General features: G+C 69.7%; 21 protein-coding genes. 9 read left to right on the top strand and 12 right to left on the bottom strand.

What is annotated here, in order from left to right; translation table 11 throughout:
* Positions 1-46: 46 nt before the first annotated feature.
* Complete coding sequence (locus D7X96_RS41170) at positions 47-1,315, bottom strand: myxosortase-dependent phytase-like phosphatase (RefSeq protein ID WP_120552580.1); 1,269 nt, start codon at positions 1,313-1,315, stop codon at positions 47-49.
* Positions 1,316-1,454: 139 nt separating this feature from the next.
* Between D7X96_RS41170 and gmd the strand changes: the two genes are divergently transcribed.
* Both gmd and D7X96_RS28005 read left to right on the top strand, forming a co-directional pair.
* Positions 1,455-2,426 (top strand): GDP-mannose 4,6-dehydratase, encoded by a 972-nt coding sequence (gmd, locus tag D7X96_RS28010; protein WP_120552579.1) that lies wholly within the window; start codon positions 1,455-1,457, stop codon positions 2,424-2,426.
* Position 2,427: 1 nt separating this feature from the next.
* The gene (locus D7X96_RS28005; RefSeq protein ID WP_120552578.1) at positions 2,428-3,354 is read left to right on the top strand and encodes a GDP-mannose 4,6-dehydratase; all 927 of its coding nucleotides are present in this window, start codon (positions 2,428-2,430) and stop codon (positions 3,352-3,354) included.
* A gap of 21 nt (positions 3,355-3,375) precedes the next feature.
* On the opposite strand, the gene D7X96_RS28000 is transcribed toward D7X96_RS28005, so the two are convergent.
* Positions 3,376-4,107 (bottom strand): hypothetical protein, encoded by a 732-nt coding sequence (locus D7X96_RS28000; RefSeq protein ID WP_233610037.1) that lies wholly within the window; start codon positions 4,105-4,107, stop codon positions 3,376-3,378.
* A 94-nt stretch (positions 4,108-4,201) separates the two neighbouring features.
* On the opposite strand from D7X96_RS28000, the gene ybiA reads away from it, so the two are divergent.
* Positions 4,202-4,714: a riboflavin biosynthesis intermediates N-glycosidase gene (ybiA, locus tag D7X96_RS27995; protein WP_121771153.1), complete on the top strand. Its 513-nt coding sequence runs from the start codon at positions 4,202-4,204 to the stop codon at positions 4,712-4,714.
* Here the strand turns inward: ybiA and D7X96_RS27990 are convergent.
* Both D7X96_RS27990 and D7X96_RS27985 read right to left on the bottom strand, forming a co-directional pair.
* Positions 4,704-5,267 (bottom strand): hypothetical protein, encoded by a 564-nt coding sequence (locus tag D7X96_RS27990; protein WP_147468412.1) that lies wholly within the window; start codon positions 5,265-5,267, stop codon positions 4,704-4,706. The two genes, ybiA and D7X96_RS27990, sit on opposite strands and share 11 nt — an antisense overlap.
* 37 nt (positions 5,268-5,304) lie before the next feature.
* Positions 5,305-6,414: a glycosyltransferase family 4 protein gene (locus D7X96_RS27985; protein ID WP_120551947.1), complete on the bottom strand. Its 1,110-nt coding sequence runs from the start codon at positions 6,412-6,414 to the stop codon at positions 5,305-5,307.
* Positions 6,415-6,444: 30 nt separating this feature from the next.
* Here D7X96_RS27985 and D7X96_RS27980 point away from each other — a divergent pair, with 30 nt between their 5' ends.
* From D7X96_RS27980 to D7X96_RS27970, 3 genes are all read left to right on the top strand, one after another.
* On the top strand, positions 6,445-8,682 hold the full coding sequence (locus D7X96_RS27980; protein ID WP_121771151.1) for a glycosyltransferase family 4 protein: 2,238 nt from the start codon (positions 6,445-6,447) through the stop codon (positions 8,680-8,682).
* A complete protein-coding gene (locus D7X96_RS41165; protein WP_233610172.1) occupies positions 8,679-9,368 on the top strand; it encodes a hypothetical protein in 690 nt (229 codons plus the stop codon). Before D7X96_RS27980 ends, D7X96_RS41165 begins: the two co-directional genes overlap by 4 nt.
* Positions 9,369-9,469: 101 nt before the next feature.
* Complete coding sequence (locus D7X96_RS27970; protein WP_121771150.1) at positions 9,470-10,279, top strand: hypothetical protein; 810 nt, start codon at positions 9,470-9,472, stop codon at positions 10,277-10,279.
* A 9-nt stretch (positions 10,280-10,288) separates the two neighbouring features.
* Here D7X96_RS27970 and D7X96_RS27965 read toward each other — a convergent pair whose 3' ends face one another.
* Positions 10,289-12,181, bottom strand: coding sequence for a hypothetical protein (locus D7X96_RS27965; RefSeq protein WP_121771149.1), 1,893 nt, complete (start codon positions 12,179-12,181; stop codon positions 10,289-10,291).
* A gap of 17 nt (positions 12,182-12,198) precedes the next feature.
* Positions 12,199-13,134, bottom strand: coding sequence for a class I SAM-dependent methyltransferase (locus tag D7X96_RS27960; protein WP_233610171.1), 936 nt, complete (start codon positions 13,132-13,134; stop codon positions 12,199-12,201).
* Positions 13,135-13,295: 161 nt separating this feature from the next.
* Here D7X96_RS27960 and D7X96_RS27955 point away from each other — a divergent pair, with 161 nt between their 5' ends.
* The gene (locus D7X96_RS27955; RefSeq protein ID WP_121771148.1) at positions 13,296-17,063 is read left to right on the top strand and encodes an FAD-dependent oxidoreductase; all 3,768 of its coding nucleotides are present in this window, start codon (positions 13,296-13,298) and stop codon (positions 17,061-17,063) included.
* Here D7X96_RS27955 and D7X96_RS27950 read toward each other — a convergent pair whose 3' ends face one another.
* Positions 17,064-17,744 carry a hypothetical protein gene (locus D7X96_RS27950; protein WP_121771147.1) on the bottom strand — a complete coding sequence of 227 codons (681 nt, stop codon included), beginning with the start codon at positions 17,742-17,744 and terminating at the stop codon, positions 17,064-17,066.
* Positions 17,745-17,927: 183 nt separating this feature from the next.
* Here D7X96_RS27950 and D7X96_RS27945 point away from each other — a divergent pair, with 183 nt between their 5' ends.
* Together D7X96_RS27945 and cyaY are read left to right on the top strand one after the other, a co-directional pair.
* The gene (locus D7X96_RS27945) at positions 17,928-18,470 is read left to right on the top strand and encodes a SixA phosphatase family protein (protein ID WP_120551953.1); all 543 of its coding nucleotides are present in this window, start codon (positions 17,928-17,930) and stop codon (positions 18,468-18,470) included.
* 18 nt (positions 18,471-18,488) lie between these two features.
* Positions 18,489-18,818 carry an iron donor protein CyaY gene (gene cyaY / locus D7X96_RS27940; protein WP_121724819.1) on the top strand — a complete coding sequence of 110 codons (330 nt, stop codon included), beginning with the start codon at positions 18,489-18,491 and terminating at the stop codon, positions 18,816-18,818.
* Positions 18,819-18,887: 69 nt separating this feature from the next.
* Here the strand turns inward: cyaY and frr are convergent, their stop codons facing one another.
* The 5 genes from frr to secA all read right to left on the bottom strand — a co-directional run bounded on the left by frr (position 18,888) and on the right by secA (position 25,412).
* Positions 18,888-19,442, bottom strand: a complete 555-nt coding sequence (gene frr, locus D7X96_RS27935; RefSeq protein WP_120551955.1) for a ribosome recycling factor — start codon at positions 19,440-19,442, stop codon at positions 18,888-18,890.
* Between the two features lie 48 nt (positions 19,443-19,490).
* On the bottom strand, positions 19,491-20,234 hold the full coding sequence (gene pyrH / locus D7X96_RS27930; RefSeq protein ID WP_120551956.1) for a UMP kinase: 744 nt from the start codon (positions 20,232-20,234) through the stop codon (positions 19,491-19,493).
* Positions 20,235-20,435: 201 nt separating this feature from the next.
* Positions 20,436-21,089, bottom strand: coding sequence for a translation elongation factor Ts (gene tsf, locus D7X96_RS27925; protein WP_014395055.1), 654 nt, complete (start codon positions 21,087-21,089; stop codon positions 20,436-20,438).
* A gap of 180 nt (positions 21,090-21,269) precedes the next feature.
* Positions 21,270-22,238: a 30S ribosomal protein S2 gene (gene rpsB / locus D7X96_RS27920; protein WP_120551957.1), complete on the bottom strand. Its 969-nt coding sequence runs from the start codon at positions 22,236-22,238 to the stop codon at positions 21,270-21,272.
* Between the two features lie 351 nt (positions 22,239-22,589).
* A complete protein-coding gene (secA, locus tag D7X96_RS27915) occupies positions 22,590-25,412 on the bottom strand; it encodes a preprotein translocase subunit SecA (RefSeq protein WP_121771146.1) in 2,823 nt (940 codons plus the stop codon).
* Positions 25,413-25,646 lie beyond the last annotated feature (234 nt).

Raw genomic sequence — 25,646 nt, 5'->3', positions numbered from 1 at the left:
GCGCACTTCATCCCGCCCCCCTGTCGCTTTCAACCCGCTTCGAGTCTCAGCTCCGGCGCCGGCGGCCCAGGAGCGCCATGGCCAGCAGGCCCAGCGTCGCGACGGCCGGCACGGACGTGCTGGTGCACCCGCAGCCGCTGTCGTCGTCGCCTCCAGGGCCGCCAATCGGGTTGCCGTCGCCCGGATTGACGATGACGCCGCCACCGCCGTCATTGCCCGTCCCGCCGTCCTGGGCGGTGCCGCCGTCCGGCTCCGGGAGCACGACGAGGAGCGGCGGAGTGAACGCCCGGGCCACGTTGCCCCAGGAGGTGAGCTTCACGTTGTCCCCCAACGTGCTGGTGCTGAGGCCGTCGTGCGCGACGAAGAGCCCCTCCGGGAACGCCGTGCCCAGCGGCCCCGAGTACGCCACCAGCCCGCGCGACTGCTGCACCGGGTCCGCGCCGCCGTCCTGCCCCAGCTGGAACGCGCCCACCCGGCCCAGCGTGCGCCGGTCGAAGACGACGAAGGTGTTCGCGCCCGGATCCGACGCGATGAGGTAGCCGTCCAACGCGGAGGCCTCATACAGCGCGATGCGCCCCACGGACGTGAGGCCGCCATCCCCCAGGCCCACCACCTGCGTGCCCTGGATGCCGGCGTCCGCGTCCGCGCCATAGCGGTAGAGCCCCTGCCCCTGCTGCGCCACGTAGAGCGCGCGGTACGCCGGGTCCACCACCAGCCCCTGCACCGTCCCGGCCGGGATGTCCCGCAGGGGGGTCGCCGTGACGCCACCGTCGGTGGGCGTCAGCGCGAACTGCCGGATGCCGCCGGCCGCAAGGCCGCCAAACGCCTGGATGGCCCCGTCCGCCCCGCGGGTCAGCCGCACCGTCCCGTAGCTGACGCCCACGTCCAGTGGGGCCCCCGTGGGTGACAGGCGGGTGAGCCCGCCGCCATCCGCCGCCACATCCATCACGTAGGGCACGAGCCCGGAGAGCGTGGGGTTGGCGCTGAGCACCAGCGACGCGGACGTCCCGCCCGCCAGGGGGAAGCCGCCCAGCACGTCCACGCTCGTGGCCGTGCCCTCGGTGACGGCCTGCAGCTCCCCGCCGTCCAGCGCGTAGGTGAACAGGCCGTTGTTCTGGTCCGCCGTGATGAGCCGGCTCGCGGCCGGGTTGGCCGGGTTCACCCACAGGGCCACGTCGTTCACCGTGCCGCCGCCCGAGCGGGCCCCGGGCAGGGTCTGCGACGTGTAGGGCACCTGCACCGGCGGCGCCGTCTGGGCCCCGGCGGCCGAGCTCACGAGCACGGCCGTCAACGCTGGGAGGGAGAGGTTGCGCATGGGCGGCTCCTGGGCAGGTCGCTCCCTACCTAGGCACGGGCCCGGCCCCGTTCAAGTTCCCTGAAACCCTGGGACTGTTGGCAGACGGCGAAAGCCTCGGGTACAACGAACAGCGTCTTCCAGCGAACAGACAAGGGCCATGGCCAAGCGCGCACTCATTACGGGCATCACGGGGCAGGACGGCAGCTATCTGGCGGAGCTGCTCCTCAAGAAGGGCTACGAGGTGCACGGCATGGTGCGCCGCTCCTCCGAGGAGAAGTTCGAGCGCATCGCTCACCTGCAGGGCAAGGTGACGCTGCACCAGGGCGACCTCCTGGATCAGTTCTCGCTCGCGGCCCTGTTGAACCTCACCCAGCCGGACGAGGTCTACAACCTGGCGGCGCAGTCCTTCGTGCCCACCAGCTGGAACCAGCCGGTGCTCACCGGTGAGTTCACCGCGCTGGGCGTGACGAAGATGCTGGAGGCCATCCGCCACACCCGCCCGCAGGTGCGCTTCTACCAGGCGTCCTCCAGCGAGATGTTCGGCAAGGTGCTGGAAGTGCCGCAGTCGGAGGACACGCCCTTCTACCCGCGCAGCCCGTACGGCGTGGCGAAGGCGTACGGCCACCACATCACGGTGAACTACCGCGAGTCCTTCAAGCTCTTCGCGGTGAGCGGCATCCTCTTCAACCACGAGTCGCCCCGCCGCGGCCTGGAGTTCGTCACGCGCAAGGTCACGTACAACGTGGCGCGCATCAAGATGGGCCTCCAGGACAAGCTGCCCATGGGCAACCTGGACGCCAAGCGCGACTGGGGCTTCGCCGGCGACTACGTGGACGCCATGTGGCGCATGCTCCAGCAGGAGACGCCGGAGGACTTCGTCGTCGCCACCAACGAGACGCACACCGTGCGGGAGCTGGTGGAGATCGCCTTCGCGCGCGTGGGCCTGGACTACCAGAAGCACGTCGTCATCGACCCCGCGTTCGTTCGCCCGGCGGAGGTCGACCTGCTCATCGGCAAGTACGACAAGGCCAAGGAGAAGCTCGGCTGGGAGCCCACGGTGCGCTTCAAGCAGCTCGTGGAGATGATGGTCGACGCGGACCTGGAGCGCGTGAAGGCAGGAACGCGGTAAGATGCGCGTCCTCGTCACGGGAGCGGATGGATTCGTCGGCCGGCATGCCTGCGCTGCCCTTCGGGCGGCCGGCGACGAGGTGGTGGAGGTTCACGGGCCCCGCGGCGAGGGCATCAGCAGCACCGCCTTGCACTTCGACGTCGCCGACGAGGCGAAGGTCAAGGCGTCGCTCTCCGAGGTGAAGCCGGACGCGGTGCTGCACCTGGCCGGCTTCAGCTCGGTGGCCAAGAGCCACCAGAACCCCGCGCGCGTCTTCGCGGTGAACACCATGGGCGTGGTGCACCTGCTCACCGCCCTGCGGGAGAGCGCCCCCAAGGCGCGCGTGCTGCTGGTGGGCTCCGGGGAGGTGTACGGCCCCGTCGCCGAAGGCACCCGCGCGAACGAAGGCCACCCGCACGTGCCGCTCAGCCCCTACGCCGCGTCGAAGTCCGCGGGAGAGCTGGCGGGCGAGCAGTTCTTCCGCAGCTACGGCATGGAAGTGGTCCTCGCGCGGCCCTTCAACCACCTGGGCGCGGGGCAGGACCCCACCTTCGTGGTGCCGTCGTTCGCGGCGCAGATCCGCGCCATCGCGCTGGGCACGGTGGACCCGGTGCTGCGCACGGGCAACCTGGACGCCATCCGGGACTTCTCCCACGTGAAGGACGTGGTGGACGCGTACCGGCTGCTGCTGCTCAAGGGCGAGGCCGGCCAGGCCTACAACGTGGGCAGCGGCGAGGGCCGCACCATCCGCAGCCTCCTGGAGGAGATGCTCCAGCTGTCCGGCGTGCAGGCGCGCATCGAGCTGGACCCCGCGCGGCTGCGTCCGTCGGACATCCCCAGCCTCGTGGCGGACACGACGAAGCTGAAGGCACTGGGCTGGGCCCCGAAGCTCTCCGTCGCGGACGCGCTGCGCGACGTGCTGGGCCCCCGGGTGGGCGCGCAGCACTGAAGCCACCGCTGGCGTGCACGCTCAGGTGCGCGCCAGCGACTGCCACGCCTCCAGGCGCCGGTCCAACGCGGTGAGGGCCCACAGGTCCGCCGCGTTGCCGGGCTTCACGGCGGCCAGGTCCCGCTGGACATACTCGCGGGCCTGCACCTCACCCCACTCCGACAGGATGCGCAGCGCCATCAGCGACGGCTTGCGGGCGACGAGCCGCAGGAGCACGTCCTGCACGCGCGGGCTCCGCTCCGCGTCCGCCAGCCGCTGCACGGCTTCATGACGGGCGTCCGGCGTGGAGTCCTCCGACTCCAGGGGCGCGGCCAGCTCCGCGAAGCGCGCCTCGTCCAGGAGCGCCGCGGGGCGCCGGCTCTCCCAGTGCTCCACCGTCACGGTGGTGCGCCCCCGGGCCACGCACTCGCGGCGGATGCCGTCGTTCTTGAGCATGTCCAGCACCCGCTCCGGCGCGGGCGTGCCGCCCTCCACCGTGCGCAGCGCGCGCTGGGACAGCATGGGGGACTGGCCCAGCAGGTGCGTGCGCAGCACCGTGGCCTCCACCGTCTTCTCGTTGCCGGGCGGCACCCGGTCCCACTTGAGGAACACCTCCGCGATGCCGCGCTCGCGCACGTACCAGCGGTACTCCAGCCACACCGCCCCGCCCCGCTCCGCGAAGCGCGGGTCGGACGGCTCATGGAGGCGCGGCGCGCCCTCCCGCGTGCCGGTGAAACAGCGGTCCAACAGCTTCTGGGCTTCTTGAAGTCGCATGGGGAGCGGGCGGCCATTGTAGGCCCCCACGTCAGGTTCCTCCATCACCGCACGTTCGTGTCATGATTACACGAAGCATTTGAGGAGGCCTGGGATGGGCACGACGACGACGCCGCGGTTCACGTTCTTCTGGAAGGAGGACTCCTTCTTCTCGCAGTGGCACCCGTCCGTCTTCACGGTGGAGGGCGTGCGCTACACCTGCGCGGAGCAGTACATGATGGCGGGCAAGGCGCGCCTGTTCGGGGACACGCGCGTGCTGGAACAGGTGCTGCGCGCGGCCACGCCCAAGCAGCACAAGGCGCTGGGGCGCAAGGTGAGCCCGTTCGACGCGGCCCTCTGGGAGCGGGAGCGGGAGCGCATCGTCTACGAGGGCAACCACGCGAAGTTCACCCAGCACCGGCACCTGTTGGAGGCGCTGCTCGCCACCCGGGGCACGGAGCTGGTGGAGGCCAGCCCCCTGGACCGCATCTGGGGCGTGGGGCTGTCCGTGGAGGACCCGCGCATCCAGGCCCCCGCGACGTGGCGGGGACTGAACCTGCTGGGCAAGGTGCTGACGCGCCTGCGCGAGGACCTGCTCGCGCAGGGTCACGCACCGGTCAGAACTTGAAGCTCGCGGACTGGTCCGGCACGCCGTTGAAGTCCAGGTGGAGCGTGGCGTGGTCGCCGTTGCCCTTCTCGCTCCACTCCTGCTTCAGCGTGGACAGGTCAAACGCCAGCTCTTTGTAGACCATGGCCTTGCACCGGTCGTTGTTCGCGTCATGGAGCAGCGTGAGCTCCGCGCGCGGCTCGCCCGCCGCCGTCTTCGTGAAGCGCCCGTCCCACGCGAGGCCGTAGCGGTGCTCCTTGCAGCCGCCGCCGTGGCGGACCTTGAGCGTGAGCACGTCGCCCTTCACGCTCTGCGATTCGATGCCGAGCGGGTCGCGGGGGGCGGGCGTCTCGGTGATTTCCAGGGGCATGACGATGGCCGCCTCCTGGCCCTCCGCCTCCGCGGCGGGCGACGACGGGGCCTTCTTCTCCGGGGGCGTCACGGGGGTGGGCGGCGCTTCTTGCTGTGTCGTCGTGGGGGCAGGCTCCTGCGCCTCCTCCTTGCGGGCCGCGTTCGACCCCGCGCACCCGAGCAGCATTCCGCAGACGATTCCACTCCACACGAGCTGTCGCATGTTCCTCCAGGGGGCCCTTCCCGGGCCGGTTGAATGCCTACCGGTGGCGCAGCGCCGCATCGTAGGCGGCCCGCGTCCCTTCCGCGGCGCGGGCCCAGGTGAACCTCGAGGCCTGACGCTGGCCCGCCTCCGACAGCGCGCGGCGCTCTCCGGGCGAACGCAAGAGCCGGTCGATGACCGCGGCCAATCCTTCCGCGTCGTCCGGATCCACCGCGGGCGCGGCACCGCCGCACACCTCCGGCAGCGAGCCCGCCGTGGACACCACCGTGGGCGTGCCCAGGCGCATGGCCTCCAGGGGCGGCAGGCCGAAGCCCTCGTAGCGCGAGGGGAAGACGAACAGCGCCGCGCGGCGCATCAGCGCGTAGAAGATGGCGGGGGGCTGGTAACCCAGGGCTCGCACGTCCAGCCCCTCCGAGCGCAGCTGGGCGATGCGCGTCTCCACCGGCCCGGAGCCGTACCAGGCCTGCCCCGCGAGCACGAGCGTGAAGGGCCGGCCCTGCGCCCGCAGCCGCTCCTGCGCTTCCAGCACCAGGCCCACGTTCTTGCGCACGTCGAGCGAGCCCGCGTACAGCACGTAGTCCTTCGGCAGGTTGAGCGCGTGGAGGAAGTCCTCGCCGGCCGCGTCCAGCGCGGGCGCATTCACGTGGTCCACGCCGTTGTGCACCACCACGGTGCGCGGCTCCACCTGGGGGAAGCGGCGCACCAGGTCCTGGCGCGTGGATTCACTGATGCACACCAGCCGGTCCGCGAGCATCAGGCTGCGCGCGAGCCACAGCCGGAACTGCCAGCGGTACGGCGCGGAGACGGTGTGCGGCAAATCCAACGGCACCAGGTCGTGCACGGTGAGCACGTAGGCGGTGCCCGGCGTGCGCCGCAGCGGCAGGTTGAAGTTGCTGAGCGCGTGGTAGACGGCCGGCGGTGAGGCCTTGAGCAGCTTGGGCAACGTGGCCAGCGTCCACGGCGTTCGCTTCTGGACGCCGCGCGGGTGTTCGCCGGACCTGCGCGCGCCCATGCGGACCAGGGGGACGCCCTGGGCCTCGAGCGCCTCTGCGAGGCAGCGGGTGTAGAGGCCGATGCCGGTGGTGGGCTCGTCCCACAGGGTGGCGTCGAAGGCGATGGGTCCGGGGGTCGACACGGGCCGCCTCATACCATGCCCGTGTGGTACACACGGCCCCCCATGGCGGTCCATCAGCTGATCCCAAGCTTCGGCCCCGGTGACGCCTCCGGTCAGGCCGCGCTGCACATGCAACTCCTGCTGCGCCGCATGGGGCATGCGGGGGACATCTACGCGGAGGACGTCGCCAGCGGGCTGCAGGGCCTGGCCCGCCACGTCTTCACGCTGAAGCCGAAGCCGGATGACCTGGTGCTGTACCACCACGGCATCGCGTCACCGCTGGCCGGGCGGCTGATGCACATGGACTGCAAGCGCGGCGTGGTGTTCCACAACATCAGCCCCGCGCGCTTCTACCGGGACACGCCGCTGGAGCACGCGCTGGTGGCGGGCCGCGCGCAGGTGGCGGCCATGGCGCCGTTCCTGGACGTGTCCATCGGGGACTCGGACTTCAACGGCGCGGAGCTGCGCGTCGCGGGCCACCGCAACGTGCACACGGTGCAGCTCTTCATCGAAAAGGAGCGCTTCGCCGCGTCCGTGGCGGACAAGAAGCAGCTGAAGAAGCTGGCCGGGCCCGGCCCCACCCTGGTGTCGGTGAGCCGGGTGATGCCGCACAAGCGCTTCGAGGACCTGCTCGCGCTGCACCGCGAGCTGTTGCGCATCCGTCCCCAGGCGCGGCTCTTGATTGTCGGCGGCTACGAGCCGGGCAGCCGCTACTTCAAGCTGCTCCAGCGCGAGATGAAGGACCTGCGCGGCGTGCACTTCCTGGGGCGCCTGACGCATCCGCAGCTGGTGGCCGTGTACCGCTCCGCGGACGTGTTCGTCTCCATGAGCGAGCACGAGGGCTTCAGCGTGCCCATCATCGAGGCCATGGCCTCCGAAGTGCCGGTGCTCGCGTACGCGGCGGCGGCGGTGCCGGAGACGCTGGGCGGGGCGGGCATCGCGTTCGACCAGAAGCGCTACGCGTTCCTCGCGGAGCTGGCGGTGGACCTGACCGAGGACCGCGACCTGCGCCAGGCGGTGCTCGACGGCCAGACGCGCAGGCTCCAGCACTTCTCCCCCACCGCCGCGCAGGTGTCGTTCACGCGCGCGCTGGAGGGCGTGGTGGCCCCGCCGCCCCGTCCGCGCAGGGCCCCGGCGAAGCGGCCGCGCGTGGCGCTGGTGGTGCAGCGCTACGGCGAGGTGACGGGCGGCGCGGAGAGCCACGCCGCGCAGGTGGCGGAGCGCCTGTCGCAGCACTGGGACATCACGGTGGTGACGACCACCGCGAAGAACCACCAGACGTGGGAGAACACCTTCCCTCCTGGCGAGGACCGGGTGGGCCGGGTGAAGGTGCTTCGCTTCCCGGTGACGCGCACGCGCAACATCCACGCGTTCAACGGCCTGTCGCGCAAGCTGTTCGGCCACGCCAACGAACGGCTGCGCGAGGAGCAGTGGGTGGCGGAGCAGGGCCCGCTCTCCCCCGGGCTGCTGGACCACCTGGCCACCACGCAGGACGCGTACGACGGCTACCTGTTCTTCACGTACCTCTACGCGCCCACGGCGTGGGGCGTGCCGCTGGTGGCGGACCGCGCGATGGTGGTGCCCACCGCGCACGACGAGCCGCCCATCCGCTTCGGCGTCTATGGGGACGTGTTCAACCGGCCGCGCGTGCTGATGTGCAACACGCCGGAGGAGGTGGAGATGATCGGGCGCTTCCACCCGGCCCATGCGCGGGCGCGCGTGGTGGGCGTGGGCGTGGACGCGCTGCCGGCGGTGCCCGAGCGCTTCCGGGCGAAGTACGGCGTGCGCGGCCGCTACCTGCTGTACGTGGGCCGGCTGGAGCCGGGCAAGGGTGTGCCGGAGCTGTTGAAGTTCCACCGCAAGCTGCGCGCTCGCTTCAATGACGCGCCGGAGCTGGTGCTCGCGGGCGAGGCGCACATGGACGTGAGCGGCGATGGCGTGCGGCACGTGGGGCGCATTTCCGAACAGGACAAGCACGACGCGCTGGCGGGAGCGCTGGCGGTGGTGGTGCCATCCAAGTTCGAGAGCCTGTCGCTGCTCACGCTGGAGGCGTTCGCGCAGGGGACGCCGGTGTTGGTGAACGGGAAGTCGGACGTGCTGGTGGGACAGGTGGAGCGCAGTGGCGCGGGCCGGGTGTACCGGGGGCTGGCGTCGTTCATTGAGGGGCTGCGCGAGGTGGGCGAGGCCCGGGACGCCATGGGCCAGCGGGCCCGCATCTACGCGCAACGGCACACGTGGCCCCAGGTGGTCGCGATGTACCGGGAAGAGATGGCGCGCATCGTGGAGGAGACACACCGATGAAGCTGCTCGGACGGGACATTCCCACGGGGGCCCTGGTGGCCCGCATCGAGGAGCGGCTGCGCGTGCGCGGGCTGCCCACGTCGGAGCCGGCGGAGGTGCCGGAGGACGGCGTGGAGCCGCGCGTGGATCCGCTGACGTTCAACATGCACGCGCTGGAGGAGAACGCGGACACGACGCGGGCCCTGCCGCTGCACACGCACCGCGGCGGCATGGGGCAGGCGGTGCTCGTGGCCAAGTGGGCCTTCCGCAAGACGTGCCAGGTGTTGATCAACGAAACCCTGGGGCGGCAGCGCGTGTTCAACGGGCTGGTGCGGGACTCCTACGCGCAGCTCTCCGCGGAGGTCATCCGGCTGCGCCAGGAGGTGGACACGCTGAGGGCCCAGGCCGCGAAGGCCCAGCCCCCGGAAGCCCCCAGGCCGCCCAAGCCGCCACATGACGAACAGGCCCGTCCACCGAAGCCGCGGCGCAAGGCCCGGGACCTTCCGGTGAAGCCGCCGGGAGCCTCCGAGCCTTCAGGACCCGCGGAGCAGCGCCATCGTCCGGCGCCTCCGCGCATCGACCTCAGCGCGTCATCGCAGGCGGCGGCACCGGACGCACGCCGCCGTCCGTCCAAGCCGGCCCACTCCAAGAAGGAGCGGTCCACGAAGGCTCCCCGCTCGAAGCAGGGCGGCCCGAAGAAGCGCTGAGGCCCCCAACGTGGCGCCCCTCGTCAGCGGGGCGCCCTTGCGAATCGCGGAGGCGCTAGCATGGCGGGCGGTGCGGTCTCGCACCGCAAGGGGGAACCACCATGCGTTCGTGCATTCTCGTCCTGGGCCTGCTGGCCCTCACCAGCGCCTTCCAAGCCGACGCCGCGGACAAGCCCAGCGCGCTCATCTGGAAGGGCTCCAAGGACAAGGCCGAAGCCGAAGCCCAGCTGAACTCCTGGGACGGCCTCGCGACGATGCTCGAGAACACGGGCCTCACCCTTCCGGAGGACCACCCCAGGCTCGTCCAGAGCAAGACCATCCCGGGCCTCAAGCCCGGCTTCTGGGTCTGGCTCCTGGGCACCTGCGCGTCCAACGAGGCCGCCCCCGTCCTCGAACACCTCAAGCTGCTCGCCCCGGGGACCTACTCCCGCCCCGTGAAGGTCGCCGCGAAGAAGCTCGCCTGTCCCAAGCCGCCGGAGTCCCCCCTGCGGGCCAGGGATGAAGTCCTCAAGCGCTCCTCGGGTGAGACCGTGCGCGTGTTCACCCAGGACGAGTCCGAGTCCCCCGACGAAGACGGACGCGGCGAATCCATCTCCCGGACCCGGTTCTACTTCGTCCTCTTCGGCAAGGACGGAGAGGTCCTCGCCACCGACAACGCCGAGGGCGACATCGACGTCAGCGGCAACGACCCTGGCGCAGGCCCCATCTCCTATCGCTGCACCGGCGCGAGCGTCGAAGTGCGGAAGGACGAAGGCATGCTGGTCCTCACCCGCTCCTGCGCCGCCAACGCCTTCGCCGAGTGCGGCTCCGTGCTGTCCGCGGACGAGCGCGTCACCGTGACCGTGACCGGCAGCACCGTGTCCGCGAGCGCCGCGAAGCGCGAGAACGTGGAGTACGCCGAATGCGACTGACCGCCATGCTCAGGGGAAGCGGTACACGGTGACGTAGCCGTCCTGGTGGACCATCTCTCCTCCCAGTTCGTCCGTGATGAACTGGTGGCGGATGGGGTGGAAGTAGTGCGTCACGTACCACTTGAAGTGGTGCTCCTTCAGGTAGCGCCGCATCTCCTCGCGCTCCTCTGGCGTGACGGTGCCAAACGCATTGCGCATCCCCTCCGCCGCGCGGATGAGCCGCAAGTCCACCAGCGCCGACTCCCGCACCGGCAGCCGGGACAGCCGGGCGTAGGACACCGGCTTGCCGTGGAACATCTGCTCCCACTGGCCCTTCACGTTGTCCGTCAGCACCGCCGCCGGCATGGGCGCGTCGCGAATCTCATCGAACACCGCCGGCAGCTGGGGAACCCGCGGCATCAGCATCTCCGTCCCCCGGTACTCCATGTTGGGCACCAGCGCCACCGCGAGCGCCACCGCCACGCCCAGCCGCGCATCCCGCCGGGATGCCCACGCGCCCGCATGCGCCGCCGCGAACGCCACCAGCACGGACAACGACAAGAGCGTGAGCAGCACGAAGCGCACCGGCATGCCCCCGCGCGAGAACAGCGGCACCACGTGCTTGAACACCACGTAGGGCATTGGAATCTGGACCTTCAGCGGCACGTTGAACGCCGTCAGCGGCTCCGACAGCGCCAGGTAGACGGCCAGCGCCAGGAGCAGCAGCACGTCCCTCCGCCACACCCGCTCCCGCCACGCGGGCACCCACGCCACCCCCAGCAGGGCGACGATGAGCAGCACCACCGGCGACACCCGGTCCTCCAGGCCGATGTTGAGCACCGTGCCCATGGACAGCACCGCGAAGCCCAGCCCCAGTCCCAGCCACCGGCGCCCCTCCGGCACGCCCCGCCACAGCGCGAAGACGGCCAAGAGCGGCGTCAGCCAGCCCAGGAAGGTGCCGGTCTCCTCCAGGTTGGCGGACATCTTCATGCGCATGATGTTCTGGGAGAACTCACGCGCCTTCGCGGGCAGGTCCGGCGTCCACGCCGACAACATGTCCGGAACGAAGAACGCGTACAGGTCCGAGAAGTAGTCGGAGTCCCCATGGTGGATCTGCAGCGGCGCGGGGAACGCATGCAGCATCAACGGCACCATGGGCGGCACGCACGCGAGCCCCGCCGCCAGGCCCGCCATCGCCGCCCGGCGCACGAGCGGATCCCTCCACGTGTCCACGGCCAGCAGCGGCCCCCGCTTCCACCGCTCCGCCACCACCCACAGGAGCGAGAAGAGCGCGATGTAGACGAGGTAGTAATAGTCACACAGCAACACGTACAACGCGCACAGCGCCAGCCCCACCAGCCACTTGCGCTTGCCCTCGTCCAGCCAGCGGAAGAAGCAGAGCAGGTAGAGCGGCAGCCCCTCCAGCGCGGTGAGGTTCAGGTGCGCCGTCGCGTGGGTCAGGTGGTAGCGCGAGAAGTTGAACACGCACGCGCCCGCCAGCGCCGCCGCCGCCGCGAGCCAGGGCCCATGCCCCGCGCGCTCCAGCAGGTAGCGCAACAGCAGCCACGACGTGTAGCCCGTCAGCACGAACGAGCCGAACAGCACCACGTTGTACGCCGTCTCCACGGACATGAACGGCAGCAGCACCACGCCCCACAGCGTCTTCGCCGGCGCCAGCGTGTGCCAGTACAGCTCGGCGCCCAAAGGCCAGTGGAGGAAGGGCGCGAAGTAGGGGTTCTGCGGCTGCACCCAGAGGGCCTGCCGCATCCACCACAGGTGCCACATGTTCATGTAGACGTCTTCGCGCCCCCCCATCACGTATCCCTGCATCTGGGACACGAGCGGCCAGGTGTGGAACGCCGACAGCGCGAAGAACGTGAGCAGCACCAGCGGGTGCAGCACCCGCCGCATCAAGGGAGACATAGGCGCGCGGGACAACTCTAGAGGGGCCGCTCGGCGGCCATCAGCATGTTGTCGCCCAGGTTGAACGGGATGGACCAGCTGGACGGCACACCGCGCCGCACCAGGTCCAGCACCGGCGCCGCGGGCGTGAAGCTCGCCCCCACCTTCCGCAGCAGGTAGTCCGCGGAGATGATGTGCGTGTACGTCCGGACGTCCGTGACGCGGAAGCCCACCTCCTCCAGCAGCGTCGCCAGGGTGCGGCGGCCGAAATAGAACAGGTGCATGTCCATCAGCCACGGCCACTGTCCGCCCATCAGGCGCGCCAGCAGGCTGCCCGCGTCGATGGTGGACAGGTAGATGCGGCCGCCGGGGCGCGTAAGCTTGAGCGCCGCCTTCAGCTCCTCGCGCGGATCCGCGAAGTGCTCCACCACGTCCCAGAGCGTCACCACGTCGTACTGCAGCCCCTTCGCCGCCAGCTCCCGCAAGGGGAGGCCGTGCACCGTGAAGCCCAGGCCGCGCGCGTTGCCGGCGGCCCAGCGTGACAGCTCCAGCCCCTCCGGGCGGAAGCCCGCCTCACGCGCCACGTCCAGGAAGTAGCCGCAGTAGGCGCCCACGTCCAGGAGCGTGCGGCCCTGGGCCGGTCCCAGCTCGCGCAGCACGCGGCGGAAGGTGTGGTAGCGGTTGTCCTTCTCCGCGACGTAGAGCGGGTCCTCCACGTCCTGGTACGCCTGGAGCAGCACGTCCGGGGACAGGAGCGGCCACTGGAACATCATCCCGCAGTCCTCGCAGCCCCAGATGGGCGGGTGGCTCCGGTGGCCGAAGGACGTGCAGTTGTAGGCCTCCGCCCCCTGGGACTGCGCTGCGCCGCGCGCCCGGTGACGCAGCCGCAGGCGCCTTCCCTTGCACAGGTAGCAGGCATCCGGCACGGGGGCCAGGTGCGGTTCGGAGGCACGACGAGCGGCGTTGTCCTTCATGGCGGCGCACCGTAGCCGCTGGGGCCCACCGCCTCAACACGTCGGGCAGAACCCGTCCGGCCCATGGCGTCCGTCGCGCCAGGCGGCTTCCAGGCCCTAAGCTGCTGGCCTCCCAGCGACACGCCGCGACCACAGGCCCCCCTCCCGGAAGCCCCCCTGACATGCGCGCATTGAACAATCCCACCCCCTCGCTCCACCTGGGCCTGCCCGGCTTCTGCTTCGAGGACCTGTACGCTCCCAGCGGCCTGCGCCGGCTGGCGGAGCGCTTCGACGCACAGCTCCAGGGCGACGCCCCCGGCCTGTTCCAGGCCTTCGACGCCTGGCGCAAGTCCGGCGGCACCACGCCCACCGGCCCGGCTGAATCCGAGCTGCTCATCCAGGTGGCCCGCCACGTCTCGCGCTTCGTCGCCACGCTCTTCCGCATCGAGCCGGAATCCGAGCGGCTGGCCCGCCACCTGCGCGGGGAGCTGCCCCTCTTCGACTTCAAGCGCGAGTTCATCACCCGCCGCGTCTTCAAGAAGGGCGCGCAGGACCGCCCGGCGCTCGCGGAGTTCCCGTCGCTGGATGGGCGCATGCGCCTGCTCATGCAGCTGGGCTTCCCGGACGCGCTCGCGCACGGCGACCTGGAGCGAGGCCTCGCGGAGTCCATCCTCACGCTGCTCGAACTGGAGCGGCTCTTCTCCGGCAACCTGGCGCCCGCGCACCAGGACCGCGCCCCTGCCCTGCTCGAGCGCTGGGCCACCCTGCGCGCCGCGCTCACGGCCACGCCCGAGGGATTGGACGCGTTCGGCTCCAGCCTGGTGACGAAGGGCGACGACGCGGCGGAGCTCCAGTCCGTCCGCGCGCTGCTGTCCCTGGCGGACCGGTGGACGTACGCCCGCGCGCTGCACCCGGAGACCCGGGCCCTCTTCCACTCCTGGCCCACGCTGCGGCTGCCCAAGCCCCTGGTGTTCGACCAGCTGGTGCAGCTGCGGCGCCCGGACGCCGGGATGGAGGAGCTGGCGGAGGGCCTGGAGCACCACCTGCGCCACCGCGACGGCTTCAAGCTCACCGACCGCCGGGGCACGCCTCGCGACGTGATGAACGAGGTGGACTACTGCGTCCTCTGCCACGAGCGGCAGAAGGACTCGTGCAGCAAGGGCTTCCCCGCGAAGGACCCGGTGGCGGAGGGGCACTCGTTCAAGAAGAACCCCCTGGGCATCCCGCTCACCGGCTGCCCGCTGGACGAGCGCATCTCCGAAGCCCACGCGCTCAAGCGCGAGGGTGACTCCGTGGCCGCGCTGGCCATGGTGACGCTGGACAACCCCATGTGCGCGGGCACCGGCCACCGCATCTGCAACGACTGCATGAAGGCCTGCATCTTCCAGAAGCAGGAGCCGGTGAACATCCCGCTGGCGGAGACGGCCACGCTTACCGACGTGCTGGACCTGCCGTGGGGCTTTGAAATCTACGGCCTGCTCACGCGCTGGAACCCGCTCAACCCGCGGCGCCCGTACGCCCTGCCCTACGTGGGCCGCAACGTGCTGGTGGTGGGCCTGGGCCCCGCCGGCTACACGCTGGCGCACTACCTGCTCAACGAAGGGTTCGCCGTCACCGGCGTGGACGGCCTCAAGATTGAACCGTTCCCGGACGAACTCGTGGGCCGCAACGGCCACGCGCTCCAGCCCATCCGCGACTGGCGAGAGCTCACGCGCGAGCTGGACGAGCGCGTGCTGGAGGGCTTCGGCGGCGTGTCCGAGTACGGAATCACCGTGCGCTGGGACAAGAACTTCCTCACGCTCATCCACCTGACGCTCGCGCGGCGCGAGGGCCTGCGCATCCACGGCGGCATCCGCTTCGGCGGCACGCTGACGGTGGAGGACGCGTGGGCGCTGGGCTTCGACCATGTGGCCATCGCCGCGGGCGCGGGCCGCCCCACCCTCATCGGGATGAAGAACAACCTCATCCGGGGCATCCGCAAGGCGTCCGACTTCCTGATGGCGCTGCAGCTCACGGGCGCCTTCAAGCGCGACGCGCTGGCGAACCTCCAGGTGCGGCTGCCGGCCATCGTCATCGGCGGAGGACTCACCGGCATCGACACCGCCACGGAGCTGATGGCGTACTACCCGGTGCAGGTGGAGAAGACGCTGGAGCGCCACGAGAAGCTGGTGGCGGACCTGGGCGAGGACAGCGTCCTCGCGCGCCTGGACGCGGAGGAGCGCGCCACCTACGAGACCTTCCTCACGCACGGCCGCGCCGTCCGGGCGGAGCGCCAGAAGGCACACGCCGAAGGCCGCGCCCCGGACTTCATCCACCTGGTGCGCGCCTGGGGCGGCGTGAGTCTGGTGTACCGCCGGGGCCTCACCGAGTCGCCTGCCTACCGCCTCAACCACGAAGAGGTGTCCAAGGCCCTGGAGGAGGGCATCCGCTTCATCGAGCGGATGAGCCCCACGGAGGCGCTGCCGGATGACACCGGCGCGGTGCGCGCCATCCGCTTCGAGCGCATGGTGACGGTGGACGGCAGGCTCAAGGGAAGCGGCCAGTTCTTCGAGCTGCCCGCGAGGACGGTCTGCGTGGCCGCGGGCACGTCCCCCAACGTCACCTACGAGAAGGAGTACCCGGGCACCTTCCAGCTGGACGCGGCGAAGGAGTACTTCCAGGGCCACGAGCTGGTGGACGACGGCAGCGGCTTCACGCTCCAGCCCGTGGAGGCGCAGGAGGACCCCAACGCGAAGGTGGGCTTCTTCACGTCCTACCAGCAGGGCGGCCGCTTCGTGTCCTTCTACGGCGACAACCACCCGGCCTACGCGGGCAACGTGGTGAAGGCCATGGCCAGCGCGAAGGACGGCCACCCGCAGGTGGCGCGCCTGTTCGCGAAGGAGGTCGCGGGCCTGGACTTCCGCGACACCGCCGCGCAGGAGGCGCGAGACACCCAGCGCGCCGCCCACTTCGCGAAGCTGGACGAGGCGTTCCTCGCCCGCGTCGTCCAGGTGAACCGGCTCACGCCGACCATCGTGGAGGTGGTGGTGAAGGCGCCCTTCGCCGCCAGCCACTTCTCCCCCGGCCAGTTCTACCGGCTCCAGAACTTCGAGCGGAACGCGCCCCTCGTGGACGGCGTGCGCCTCACCATGGAGGGCCTGGCCCTCACGGGCGCGTGGGTGGACAAGGAACAGGGGCTGATGGGCACCATCGTGCTGGAGATGGGCTCCTCGTCGCGCCTGTGCGCCGCGCTCAAGCCCGGCGAGCCCGTCGTGCTGATGGGCCCCACCGGCGCCCCCACGGAGATTGCCCCCAACGAGACGGTGGTGCTGGTGGGCGGCGGCCTGGGCAACGCGGTGCTCTTCTCCATCGCGCGCTCGCTCAAGGCGGCGGGCTGCCGCGTGGTGTACTTCGCGGGCTACCGGCTGAAGGCGGACGCGTTCAAGCAGGACGAAATCGAAGCCGGCACGGACCAGGTCATCTGGTCCGTGGACGCAGGCGACCTGCTGGACGTGCGCCGCCCCCAGGACGCGGCCTTCCGGGGCAACGTGGTGCAGGCCCTGGTGGCGTACGCGGAAGGCAGGCTGGGCGTTGAGCCCGTCATCTCCCTGAGCGAGGTGGACCGCGTCATCGCCATCGGCTCGGACCGGATGATGCGCGCGGTGGCGGAGGCGCGGCACGGCGTGCTCCAGCCGTTCCTCAAGCCGGGCCACGAGGCCATCGGGTCCATCAACTCCCCCATGCAGTGCATGATGAAGGAGATCTGCGCCCAGTGCCTCCAGCGGCACGTGGACCCCGCCACCGGCAAGGAGACGTGGGTCTTCTCCTGCTACAACCAGGACCAGCGGTTGGACCACGTGGACTTCGTCAACCTGGGCCAGCGACTGCGCGGCAACACCGTGCTGGAGAAGCAGGGGGACGCCTTCCTCGCGCAGCTGCTCAAGAAGGCGCCCGGGCTCAAGCGCGTATAGCTACCGCCGCACGCCCGCGAAGGCCTTGAGCATGTCCTGGTAGTTCTTCGTCAGGTCGGTCTCGCGGGTCAGCACCACGTCCACGTTGGCGTCGCCGAACTCCTGGCGCGCCTCCGGGAGCTTCTGGAAGGTCTCCACCTGGCGGCGCATGGAGTCCACCTGCGGCGCCAGCTCCTTCTGCTGCTCCTCCGGCATGCGGGCCTGGAGCGCCTCCAGCTTCTTGAGCTCCTCCTCGTACTGGAGCGTGCGCCCCATCTGCCGCTGGCTGATGACGGCGGTGACGACCTCCGCGATGCGGTTGACCTCGTCCGTGGACAGCCCGGCCGCCTGGCGCGCGTCGGATTCCGCCTGCGCCTTGCGTTCAATCAGCTTCAGGCCGCTCTTCGCCTTCTCCAGCGCCTGGGGCGTGCCCGCGTCCATCAGCGGCCCCATGTCCTGCAGGCCCCGCATCAGCGACCCGTACACCTCCAGCATCTTGCGCTGGTAGCCCACGTACGCATCCAGCTTGGCCTTCGTCACGGTGTAGGGGCCGGACGGGGACGCCTCCTCCGCCGCCTCCCCGGCTTCCAGCCGGGCGACCGGCTCCCTGGCGTCACCGCCCCCTTCCGAGCCTTCCGCCGCATCCTTGCGACAGGCGGAAAGGGCCAGGACCACGGCCAGAAACCCCAACAACTTGCGCATGCCACCTCCCGTGAACGCCAGTGGGTGCCCAGTGTATGCTCGGGCTGGCCCCGCGAACGGCGGTTCCCGAACGCCCTCCACGGGCAGGCTGTTCCGGGCACTGAACAATCGATTCATTACCTTTGACCAACCGGGCCACGGTCATGTACGAACCGCGGTCCTGTCGCGAGCGGTGGAGGGACTTTGAGGATTTTCCTGGTAAGGCACGGCGATGCGGACGCAGAGATCCCCGAGGGTCTCGGCGACGAGGCGCGCGCGCTGACCGCGAAGGCCCGTACGAATGTCGCCGCGCATTTCGCGTCGCTGTCGGAGCGCATGGGGCCCATCAGCCTCATCCTCACCAGCCCGCTGGTGCGCACGGTGCAGACGGCGCAGATCCTCTCCCACTCCGTGAAGCATGAAGGCCTCCTGCGCGTGCACCGCTGCCTGCTGCCGGACATGCCGGTGGGCGCGGTGGAGCCCGTGCTCAAGGAGTACTCCGACGAGAACCTCGTCCTGGTGGGCCACCAGCCCTCCATGGGCGCGCTCGCGGCGCACCTGTTGGGGATGCAGTCCTTCCCCAAGCCGGTGAACCCCGGCACGGTCATCGCCATGGAGTGGCCGGACACGCCCACCAGCACGGAAGACCAGGTGCCCGGCGAGAAGGGGGAGAACCCCCCGGCGCAGCACCTGAAGTTCCTGTTCTACGCCGCCCCCGGCCAGCAGGTCCTCGACGTCATCCAGTGACGTAACGGAAGCGCGGCCATGGACGAAGCCCGCTACAACTCGCTCGTGGCCGCCGCGTTCAAGCGCATCCTGGCGGCCGCGGACACCTTCGACCCGGACGTGCTGGAAGCCGAAGCCACCGGTGACAAGGTGACGCTCACGGCCGCGTCCGGTGAGAAGTGCATCATCAACACCCAGCGCGCCGTCTGGCAGATCTGGGTGGCCGGCCAGGGCCAGGGCATCCACTTCAGCCACGACGACGCCACCCGCGCCTGGAAGGACGACAAGGGCAAGGGGCTGGAGCTGTTCGCCTTCGTGTCCGGCGTGGTGCGTCACCTCACCGGCGAAGCACTCACCTACTCGGCTTGAGCAGGGCTGAGCCGGGCCGCGGAGGCCCGTGGCGCCTGGCCACGAGCCCCCGGCCTCAAGGCGATTGCCTCAGACCTTCATCACTTCCTGCTCCTTCGCCGCGAGCATCTCGTCCACCTTCTTGATGCCGGCGTCGGTCGTCTTCTGGACCTCTTCGGTGCGGCGCTTGAGGTCGTCCTCGGTGATCTTCTTGTCCTTCTGCTGAGCCTTGAGGGCCTCGTTCGCGTCGCGGCGGATGTTGCGGATGGCGACCTTGGACTCCTCGCCCCGCGCCTTCACCTGCTTCACGATGTCCTTGCGGCGCTCCTCGGTGAGCGGCGGGAACGGCAGGCGGATCATCTCACCGTCGTTCATCGGGTTGATGCCCAGGTTGGCCTCGCGCAGAGCCTTCTCGATGTCCTTCAGGACACTCTTGTCCCAGGGCTTGATGGTGATGAGGCGGGGCTCCGGCGCGTTGATGCTGGCCACGCCGGCCAGGGGCGTGGGGCTGCCGTACTGGTCCACCTTGATGCCATCCAGGATGGCGGTGGACGCACGGCCGGTGCGCACCTTGGACAGGTCCTGCTTGAGGGAGTCCAGTGCCTTGTCGATACGGGTCTTCAGTTCCGCGGCGGCGTCAGCCATTGTGAGTCTCCTCCAGAAATGGGGTGGGTCGCTGTCCTGCTCGGGGTTTCAGGCCCAGACCGTCTCGGCCGCGCCGACAACCGTGCCGAATTCGCCGTGGCCCGTGACGGCGCGCTGGATGTTCCCGCGCGTGCCCAGGTCGAACACGATGATGGGCAGCTTGTTGTCCATGCACAGCGAGATGGCCGTGGAGTCCATCACGTTGAGGTTCTGCTTGAGGACGTCCATGTACGTGAGCGTCCGGTAGCGCTTCGCGGTCGGGTCCTTCTTCGGGTCCGCGTTGTAGACGCCGTCCACCTTGGTGGCCTTGAGGATGACCTGCGCGTTGATTTCCATCGCGCGCAGGGACGCGGCCGTGTCCGTGGTGAAGTAGGGGTTGCCCGTGCCCGCGGCGAAGATGACGACGCGGCCCTTCTCCAGGTGCCGCACGGCGCGCCGGCGGATGTAGGGCTCGGCGATCTGCTCCATCTTGATGGCGGACTGCACGCGCGTCTTCAGCCCCTGCTTCTCCAGCGCGTCCTGCAGCGCCATGGAGTTGATGCAGGTGGCGAGCATGCCCATGTAGTCCGCGCTCGCGCGGTCCATGCCCTCCGTGGCGCCAGCGACGCCGCGGAAGATGTTGCCGCCGCCAATCACGAGGGCGATCTCCAGGCCCGTCCGCGACAGCTCGGCCACTTCCTCCGCGATGCGCGTGAGGGTGGGCGGGTGGATGCCGTACTTCCCCTCGCCCATCAGGGCTTCGCCCGACAGTTTGAGGAGGATGCGCTTGTAGGGAGAGGTGGATTCGGACATACGCGACCGCTTCTATCCCCCGCCCCGCGCCCAGGCAACGACGGAAGTCGTGACGCGTGCCGCACCGTCAGATGCCGGGCGGACGGACGCGGAGAAAGCGGGTCCTGGAATACCAAGGGCCGCGTTCCCGGCGCCCTTCCCCGGGTGAGGAAGAGCCCCAGGCACGCGGCCCTGAGGGAGCTGCGGTGCGGCGGGAGGCGCTTAGGCCTGGCCCAGCGTCTTGGCGACCTCGGCGGCCAGGTCGTCCTTCTTCTTCTCGATGCCCTCACCCACCTCGTAGCGGACGAAGCGGCGCACGGAGACCTTCTCGCCAATCTTGGCGGCGCGCTCGTTGATCATCTCGCCGACCTTCTTCTTGTCGTCCTTCACCCAGAGCTGGTCCACCAGGCAGACGCCCTCGTAGTACTTCTCCATCTTGCCCACGAGGATCTTCTCCAGCATCGCCTCGGGCTTGCCCTGCTGCTTGAGCAGCTCGCGCTGGATCTCCTTCTCCTTGTCCATCGCCTCGGTGGGGACCTCCTCGCGGCGGACGAACTTGGGGTTGGCCGCGGCGATCTGCATCGCCACTTCCTTCGCCAGGTCCTGGAAGTCCGGGTTGCGGGCGACGAAGTCCGTCTCGCAGTTGACCTCCACGATGACGCCGATGCGGCCGCCGTGGATGTAGGAGGTCACGATGCCTTCGGCGGCGACGCGGCCGGCCTTGCCCTCGGCCTTGGAGATGCCCTTCTTGCGCAGCCACTCGGCGGCCTTCTCGAAGTCGCCACCGGACTCGGCCAGCGCCTTCTTGCAGTCCATCATGCCCGCGTTGGTGCGCTCGCGGAGGTCCTTCACCATCTGGGCGGTGATCTCAGCCATGTCGTATCTCTTTCTTCATCGGCTCCGAGCCTGGCGGCGTGCGCCGGGGGCGGAGGACTGGGTTTCTGGGTACTGACGCCAGGGACGTAGAAAATGGAGACGGCCGGACAGCGGGCCTTGAGAGGTGCCGCCCGGCCGAACTCCGGATACCGCGTTGGGGAAGCGGAGAAGCGCGGGCGGTTACTCCGCCGCCGGCGGGGCCTCGCCGCCGCCCTCGGGCGCCTGCTCCGTGGGGGCCGCGGTGGCCTTCATCTCCACGACGGGGCCGCGGCGGTCACCGCCACGGTCACCACCACCACCCCGGCGGTCGTCACGGCGGTCGCCACGGCGCGGGCCCCGGCGGTCGTCACGGCGGTCGCCGCGGTCGTCACGGCCCTCGCGCTCCTCCTGCTCGTCGCGCTCGGCGGCGCCGGACGCACGGTAGCGCGCCGCACCCTCGAGGCACGCGTCCGCGATCTTGGACGTGAAGAGCTTGATGGAGCGGATGGCGTCGTCGTTGCCCGGGATGACGAAGTCGATGCCGTCCGGATCGCAGTTCGTGTCCACCAGGCCGATCACCGGGATGCCCAGGCGGGTGGCCTCGTGGATGGCGATGTGCTCCTTCTTCGGGTCGATGACGAACACGCAGCGGGGCAGCTTCCCCATGTTCTTCACGCCGCCCAGGTTCTTCTCCAGCTTCTCGCGCTCGCGCTCCAGCTGGGCGACTTCCTTCTTGGGCAGCACCTCGAAGGTGCCGTCCTCGGCCATCTTCTCAAGCGTCTTCAGGCGGTCGATGCCCTGCTTGATGGTCTTGAAGTTCGTCAGCGTGCCACCCAGCCAGCGGCTGGTGACGTGGAACTGACCGGCGCGGGCGGCCTCCTCCTGGATGACGTCCTGGGCCTGCTTCTTGGTGCCGACGAAGAGCACGGACCCGCCGCGCGCCGTGATGTCCGCCACGAAGCGGAAGGCCGCGCGGGCCATGGTCACGGTCTTCTGCAGGTCGATGATGTAGATGCCGTTACGGGCGCCGAAGATGTAGGGCTTCATCTTCGGGTTCCAGCGCTTGGTCTGGTGGCCGAAGTGAACGCCGGCCTCCAGCAGCTGGCGCATCGTGATGCCGCTGGCGGCGGCCATTGCCTGGGCCTGGGTCTGCGTATCCTGCTGATCCATGGTGCGTATACCTTCCGGTTGTTCCGCCACGCGCGTTGAGACCGCTGCCAGTCCTGGCCCTTCCACCGTGGAGGGGCACCGGGGACCGGTGACACGCGTGTGAGTAGTGGGTGCTGCTGACTGCCTCGGGCGGTGAAGCCCGGCCCCTCTACATAACGGGGCGCGGCGTCCTTAGCAGAACGCTCAAGAGGGGCGCAAGCTTCGGCACACCCAGTGTCCCACCCCGCGCGTTCCGGGGCCGCTCCCCTCCCCTCCCGCCGGCCAGACAGGAAGACGACCGGCGCGGCCCCCGCTCCCCTTTCCAGGGAGGGCGACCGCGCCGGAGGGCGCTTCCATCAGGCTTTCAGGCGCCTACGGGTTGGCTTCGTTGGCGCCGTGGCACTTCTTGTACTTGCGGCCGCTGCCGCAGGGGCAGGGCTCGTTGCGGCCCACCGGCTTGGGGCCGGCCGCGGCCTCGCGCTGGGCGACCGGGGTGGCGGTGGCCTCCTCGAGCTTCCCCTCCGCGTCCGCGCGGCCCTCCACGGCCTTCTTCTGCTGCTGGGCCAGCTGGCGCTGGATGCGGGCGGTCTCTTCCGCCGCGTTGGAGGCGGAGCGGGCCTGCACGCGCATCATCTGGCTGACGAACTGCGTCTTGATGGCGTCCAGCATCTGCATGAAGCCCGTGTAGCCTTCCTTCTTGTACTCCTGCTTCGGGTCCTTCTGGCCGTAGCCGCGCAGGCCGATGCCCTGGCGCAGGTGGTCCATGGCCAGCAGGTGGTCCTTCCACAGCTGGTCGATGGTGGCCAGGTACCGGTACTGCAGGAAGCGCATGAAGTCTTCGCCGAACTCCTGCTCGCGGGCGGTGAAGACCTTCTCCGCCGCCGCGTAGATCTGCTCCTGGAGCTCGTCGCGGTTGCCGACGCCCTCGAAGGCCATCTCCAGGTTCAGCGACTCCTTCACGGAGTTGGTCAGGGACGCGATGTCCCAGGTGTCCGAGCTGCGTGTGGGGGCGTAGGTGTCCGTCATGGACACGACGACGTCCTCGACGGCATCCAGCACCATCTCCCGGAAGTCCGCCCAGGAGATGACGCGCTCGGAGCGCGTCTTCACGCGCGTCTTCACGTCCTCCTCGTACTCCACCAGGGGGATGCCCGCGCCCGACGCGAGCACCTGGCGGCGCAGCTTGTAGATGGTGCGCCGCTGCTGGTTCATCACGTCGTCGTACTCGAGCAGGTTCTTGCGGATGTCGAAGTTGTGGCCTTCGACCCGCTTCTGCGCGCTCTCGATGGCGCGAGAGAGCCAGATGTGCTCGATGACCTCGCCCTCCTCCATGCCCAGGCGCTCCATCAACATCTGGATGCGCTCCGACCCGAAGATGCGCATCAGGTCGTCTTCCAGGGACAGGAAGAAGCGGCTGGCGCCCGGGTCACCCTGGCGGCCGGCGCGGCCACGCAGCTGGTTGTCCACGCGGCGGGACTCGTGGCGCTCCGTGCCGATGATGAAGAGGCCGCCAGCGGCCATGACCTCTTCACGCTCGCGCTTGGTGAGCTCCTCGTTGTTGGCCTTCACTTGCGCGAAGCGCTTCTCGTAGTCCGCCAGCGCCGCCTGGTAGCCGGTGAGGTCCAGGGGCTGGCCGTCCACGGCCTCCGGCGGCTCCGGCGGCGGGCCCATCTCGCTCTTGGTCATGACCTCCGCGTTGCCGCCCAGGAGGATGTCCGTGCCGCGGCCGGCCATGTTGGTGGAGATGGTGACCGCGCCCTTGCGGCCCGCCTGCGCGACGATGTCCGCCTCGCGCTGGTGCGCCTTGGCGTTGAGGACGCTGTGGGGCACGCCGCGCTTCTTGAGGAAGTTGGACACCACCTCGCTCTTGGCGATGGACACCGTGCCCACGAGCACCGGCTGACCGGCCTTGTGCAGCTCTTCAATCTGGGCGGCGACGGCCTCGAACTTCTCGCGCTCCGTCTTGTAGACCACGTCCTGGTCGTCGCGGCGCTGCGGCGGACGGTTGGTCGGGATGACGCGCACGTCCAGGTTGTAGATCTTGGCGAACTCTTCGGCTTCCGTGTCCGCGGTGCCCGTCATGCCGGACAGCTTGGAGTACATGCGGAAGTAGTTCTGGAACGAGACCGTGGCGAGCGTCTGGTTCTCGTTTTCAATCTTCACGCCCTCCTTGGCCTCGATGGCCTGGTGGAGGCCGTCGGACCAGCGGCGGCCCTGCATGAGGCGGCCAGTGAACTCGTCGACGATCTGCACCTCGCCGTCCTTCACCACGTAGTCCTTGTCGCGCTTGTAGAGCGTGTGCGCGCGCAGGGCCTGCTCGACGTGGTGGAGGGTCTCGATTTCGCCCGGGTCGTAGAGGTTGCCGACGTTGAGGCGCTTCTGGAGCTTGTCGATGCCGTCGTCGGTGAGGGCCACCGAGCGGTGCTTCTCATCCAGGGTGTAGTCCTGGTCCGGCACGAGGCCCGGGATGACCTGATCCACCCGGTAGTACTTGTCGGTGCTGTCCTCGGTGGGGCCGGAGATGATGAGCGGCGTGCGGGCCTCGTCGATGAGGATGGAGTCCACCTCGTCGACGATGGCGTAGTTGAGCTCGCGCTGGACGTAGTCCTGCAGACGGAACTTCATGTTGTCGCGCAGGTAGTCGAAGCCGAACTCGTTGTTCTGCCCGTACGTGATGTCCGAGCGGTACGCCTCCTGGCGCTGCTTGTCGGACAGCTCGTGGAGCACGCAGCCCGTCGTCATGCCCAGGAACTTGTAGACCCGGCCCATCCACTCCGCGTCGCGGCGGGCGAGGTAGTCGTTCACGGTGACGACGTGGACGCCGCGGCCGGACAGGGCGTTGAGGTAGGAGGGCAGCGTCGCGGTGAGCGTCTTGCCTTCACCGGTGCGCATCTCCGCGATGCAGCCCTCGTGCAGGAACATGCCGCCGATGAGCTGCACGTCGTAGTGGCGCTGGCCGATGACCCGGCGCGCCGCCTCACGGGTGAGGGCGAAGGCCTCGAACAGCAGGTCGTCGAGCGGCTTGCCGTTCGCGATCTCCTGCTTCATCCGGGCGGTTTCGCGCGCGAAGTCTCCGTCCTCGAGGGCTTTCATCTTGCCCTCCAGTTCGTTGATGCGGGCGACCTTCAGGCGGGCTTTCTTGAGCTCGCGCTCATTCTTGGTCCCGATGAGCTTCTTTAGCGTCCATTCAATCATGTTGGCTCTCTCGCCGGAGGATCCTCGAAGGAACGCGGCGAGTGAAGGGAATTCCCAGGAGATGTAAGGGAGAACCAGACCAAAACCACGCGCGCCCCCCGAAACTTCCTCTCGGCTGGCCGCCCGGCGCGCGGTGGCCCAGAGTAAAGCGGAACCGAGTCCACGCAATGTCCCCTAAGCAGATTCACCGTCCCCGCGCCGCGAAGACTTCATCCGGCCGCTCCTCCCCGGGCC

This window comes from Corallococcus interemptor, from assembly GCF_003668875.1.
Taxonomy (GTDB): Bacteria; Myxococcota; Myxococcia; order Myxococcales; family Myxococcaceae; genus Corallococcus; species Corallococcus interemptor.
Note: the sequence above shows the minus strand (reverse complement) of the source record. Positions and strands in the feature narration are given on the sequence as shown.

What these genes read in the sequence shown, in the direction of transcription:
- D7X96_RS27950 (WP_121771147.1), bottom strand. Translation starts at nt 17,744, where the DNA reads ATGCGCAAGTTGTTGGGGTTTCTGGCCGTGGTCCTGGCCCTTTCCGCC.
- pyrH (WP_120551956.1), bottom strand. Translation starts at nt 20,234, where the DNA reads ATGTCCGAATCCACCTCTCCCTACAAGCGCATCCTCCTCAAACTGTCG.
- tsf (WP_014395055.1), bottom strand. Translation starts at nt 21,089, where the DNA reads ATGGCTGAGATCACCGCCCAGATGGTGAAGGACCTCCGCGAGCGCACC.
- D7X96_RS27990 (WP_147468412.1), bottom strand. Translation starts at nt 5,267, where the DNA reads ATGCGACAGCTCGTGTGGAGTGGAATCGTCTGCGGAATGCTGCTCGGG.
- D7X96_RS28005 (WP_120552578.1), top strand. Translation starts at nt 2,428, where the DNA reads ATGCGCGTCCTCGTCACGGGAGCGGATGGATTCGTCGGCCGGCATGCC.
- gmd (WP_120552579.1), top strand. Translation starts at nt 1,455, where the DNA reads ATGGCCAAGCGCGCACTCATTACGGGCATCACGGGGCAGGACGGCAGC.
- D7X96_RS28000 (WP_233610037.1), bottom strand. Translation starts at nt 4,107, where the DNA reads ATGCGACTTCAAGAAGCCCAGAAGCTGTTGGACCGCTGTTTCACCGGC.
- rpsB (WP_120551957.1), bottom strand. Translation starts at nt 22,238, where the DNA reads ATGGATCAGCAGGATACGCAGACCCAGGCCCAGGCAATGGCCGCCGCC.
- D7X96_RS27955 (WP_121771148.1), top strand. Translation starts at nt 13,296, where the DNA reads ATGCGCGCATTGAACAATCCCACCCCCTCGCTCCACCTGGGCCTGCCC.
- secA (WP_121771146.1), bottom strand. Translation starts at nt 25,412, where the DNA reads ATGATTGAATGGACGCTAAAGAAGCTCATCGGGACCAAGAATGAGCGC.
- D7X96_RS41165 (WP_233610172.1), top strand. Translation starts at nt 8,679, where the DNA reads ATGAAGCTGCTCGGACGGGACATTCCCACGGGGGCCCTGGTGGCCCGC.
- D7X96_RS27985 (WP_120551947.1), bottom strand. Translation starts at nt 6,414, where the DNA reads ATGAGGCGGCCCGTGTCGACCCCCGGACCCATCGCCTTCGACGCCACC.
- D7X96_RS27980 (WP_121771151.1), top strand. Translation starts at nt 6,445, where the DNA reads ATGGCGGTCCATCAGCTGATCCCAAGCTTCGGCCCCGGTGACGCCTCC.
- ybiA (WP_121771153.1), top strand. Translation starts at nt 4,202, where the DNA reads ATGGGCACGACGACGACGCCGCGGTTCACGTTCTTCTGGAAGGAGGAC.
- frr (WP_120551955.1), bottom strand. Translation starts at nt 19,442, where the DNA reads ATGGCTGACGCCGCCGCGGAACTGAAGACCCGTATCGACAAGGCACTG.
- D7X96_RS41170 (WP_120552580.1), bottom strand. Translation starts at nt 1,315, where the DNA reads ATGCGCAACCTCTCCCTCCCAGCGTTGACGGCCGTGCTCGTGAGCTCG.
- D7X96_RS27970 (WP_121771150.1), top strand. Translation starts at nt 9,470, where the DNA reads ATGCGTTCGTGCATTCTCGTCCTGGGCCTGCTGGCCCTCACCAGCGCC.
- cyaY (WP_121724819.1), top strand. Translation starts at nt 18,489, where the DNA reads ATGGACGAAGCCCGCTACAACTCGCTCGTGGCCGCCGCGTTCAAGCGC.
- D7X96_RS27965 (WP_121771149.1), bottom strand. Translation starts at nt 12,181, where the DNA reads ATGTCTCCCTTGATGCGGCGGGTGCTGCACCCGCTGGTGCTGCTCACG.
- D7X96_RS27960 (WP_233610171.1), bottom strand. Translation starts at nt 13,134, where the DNA reads ATGAAGGACAACGCCGCTCGTCGTGCCTCCGAACCGCACCTGGCCCCC.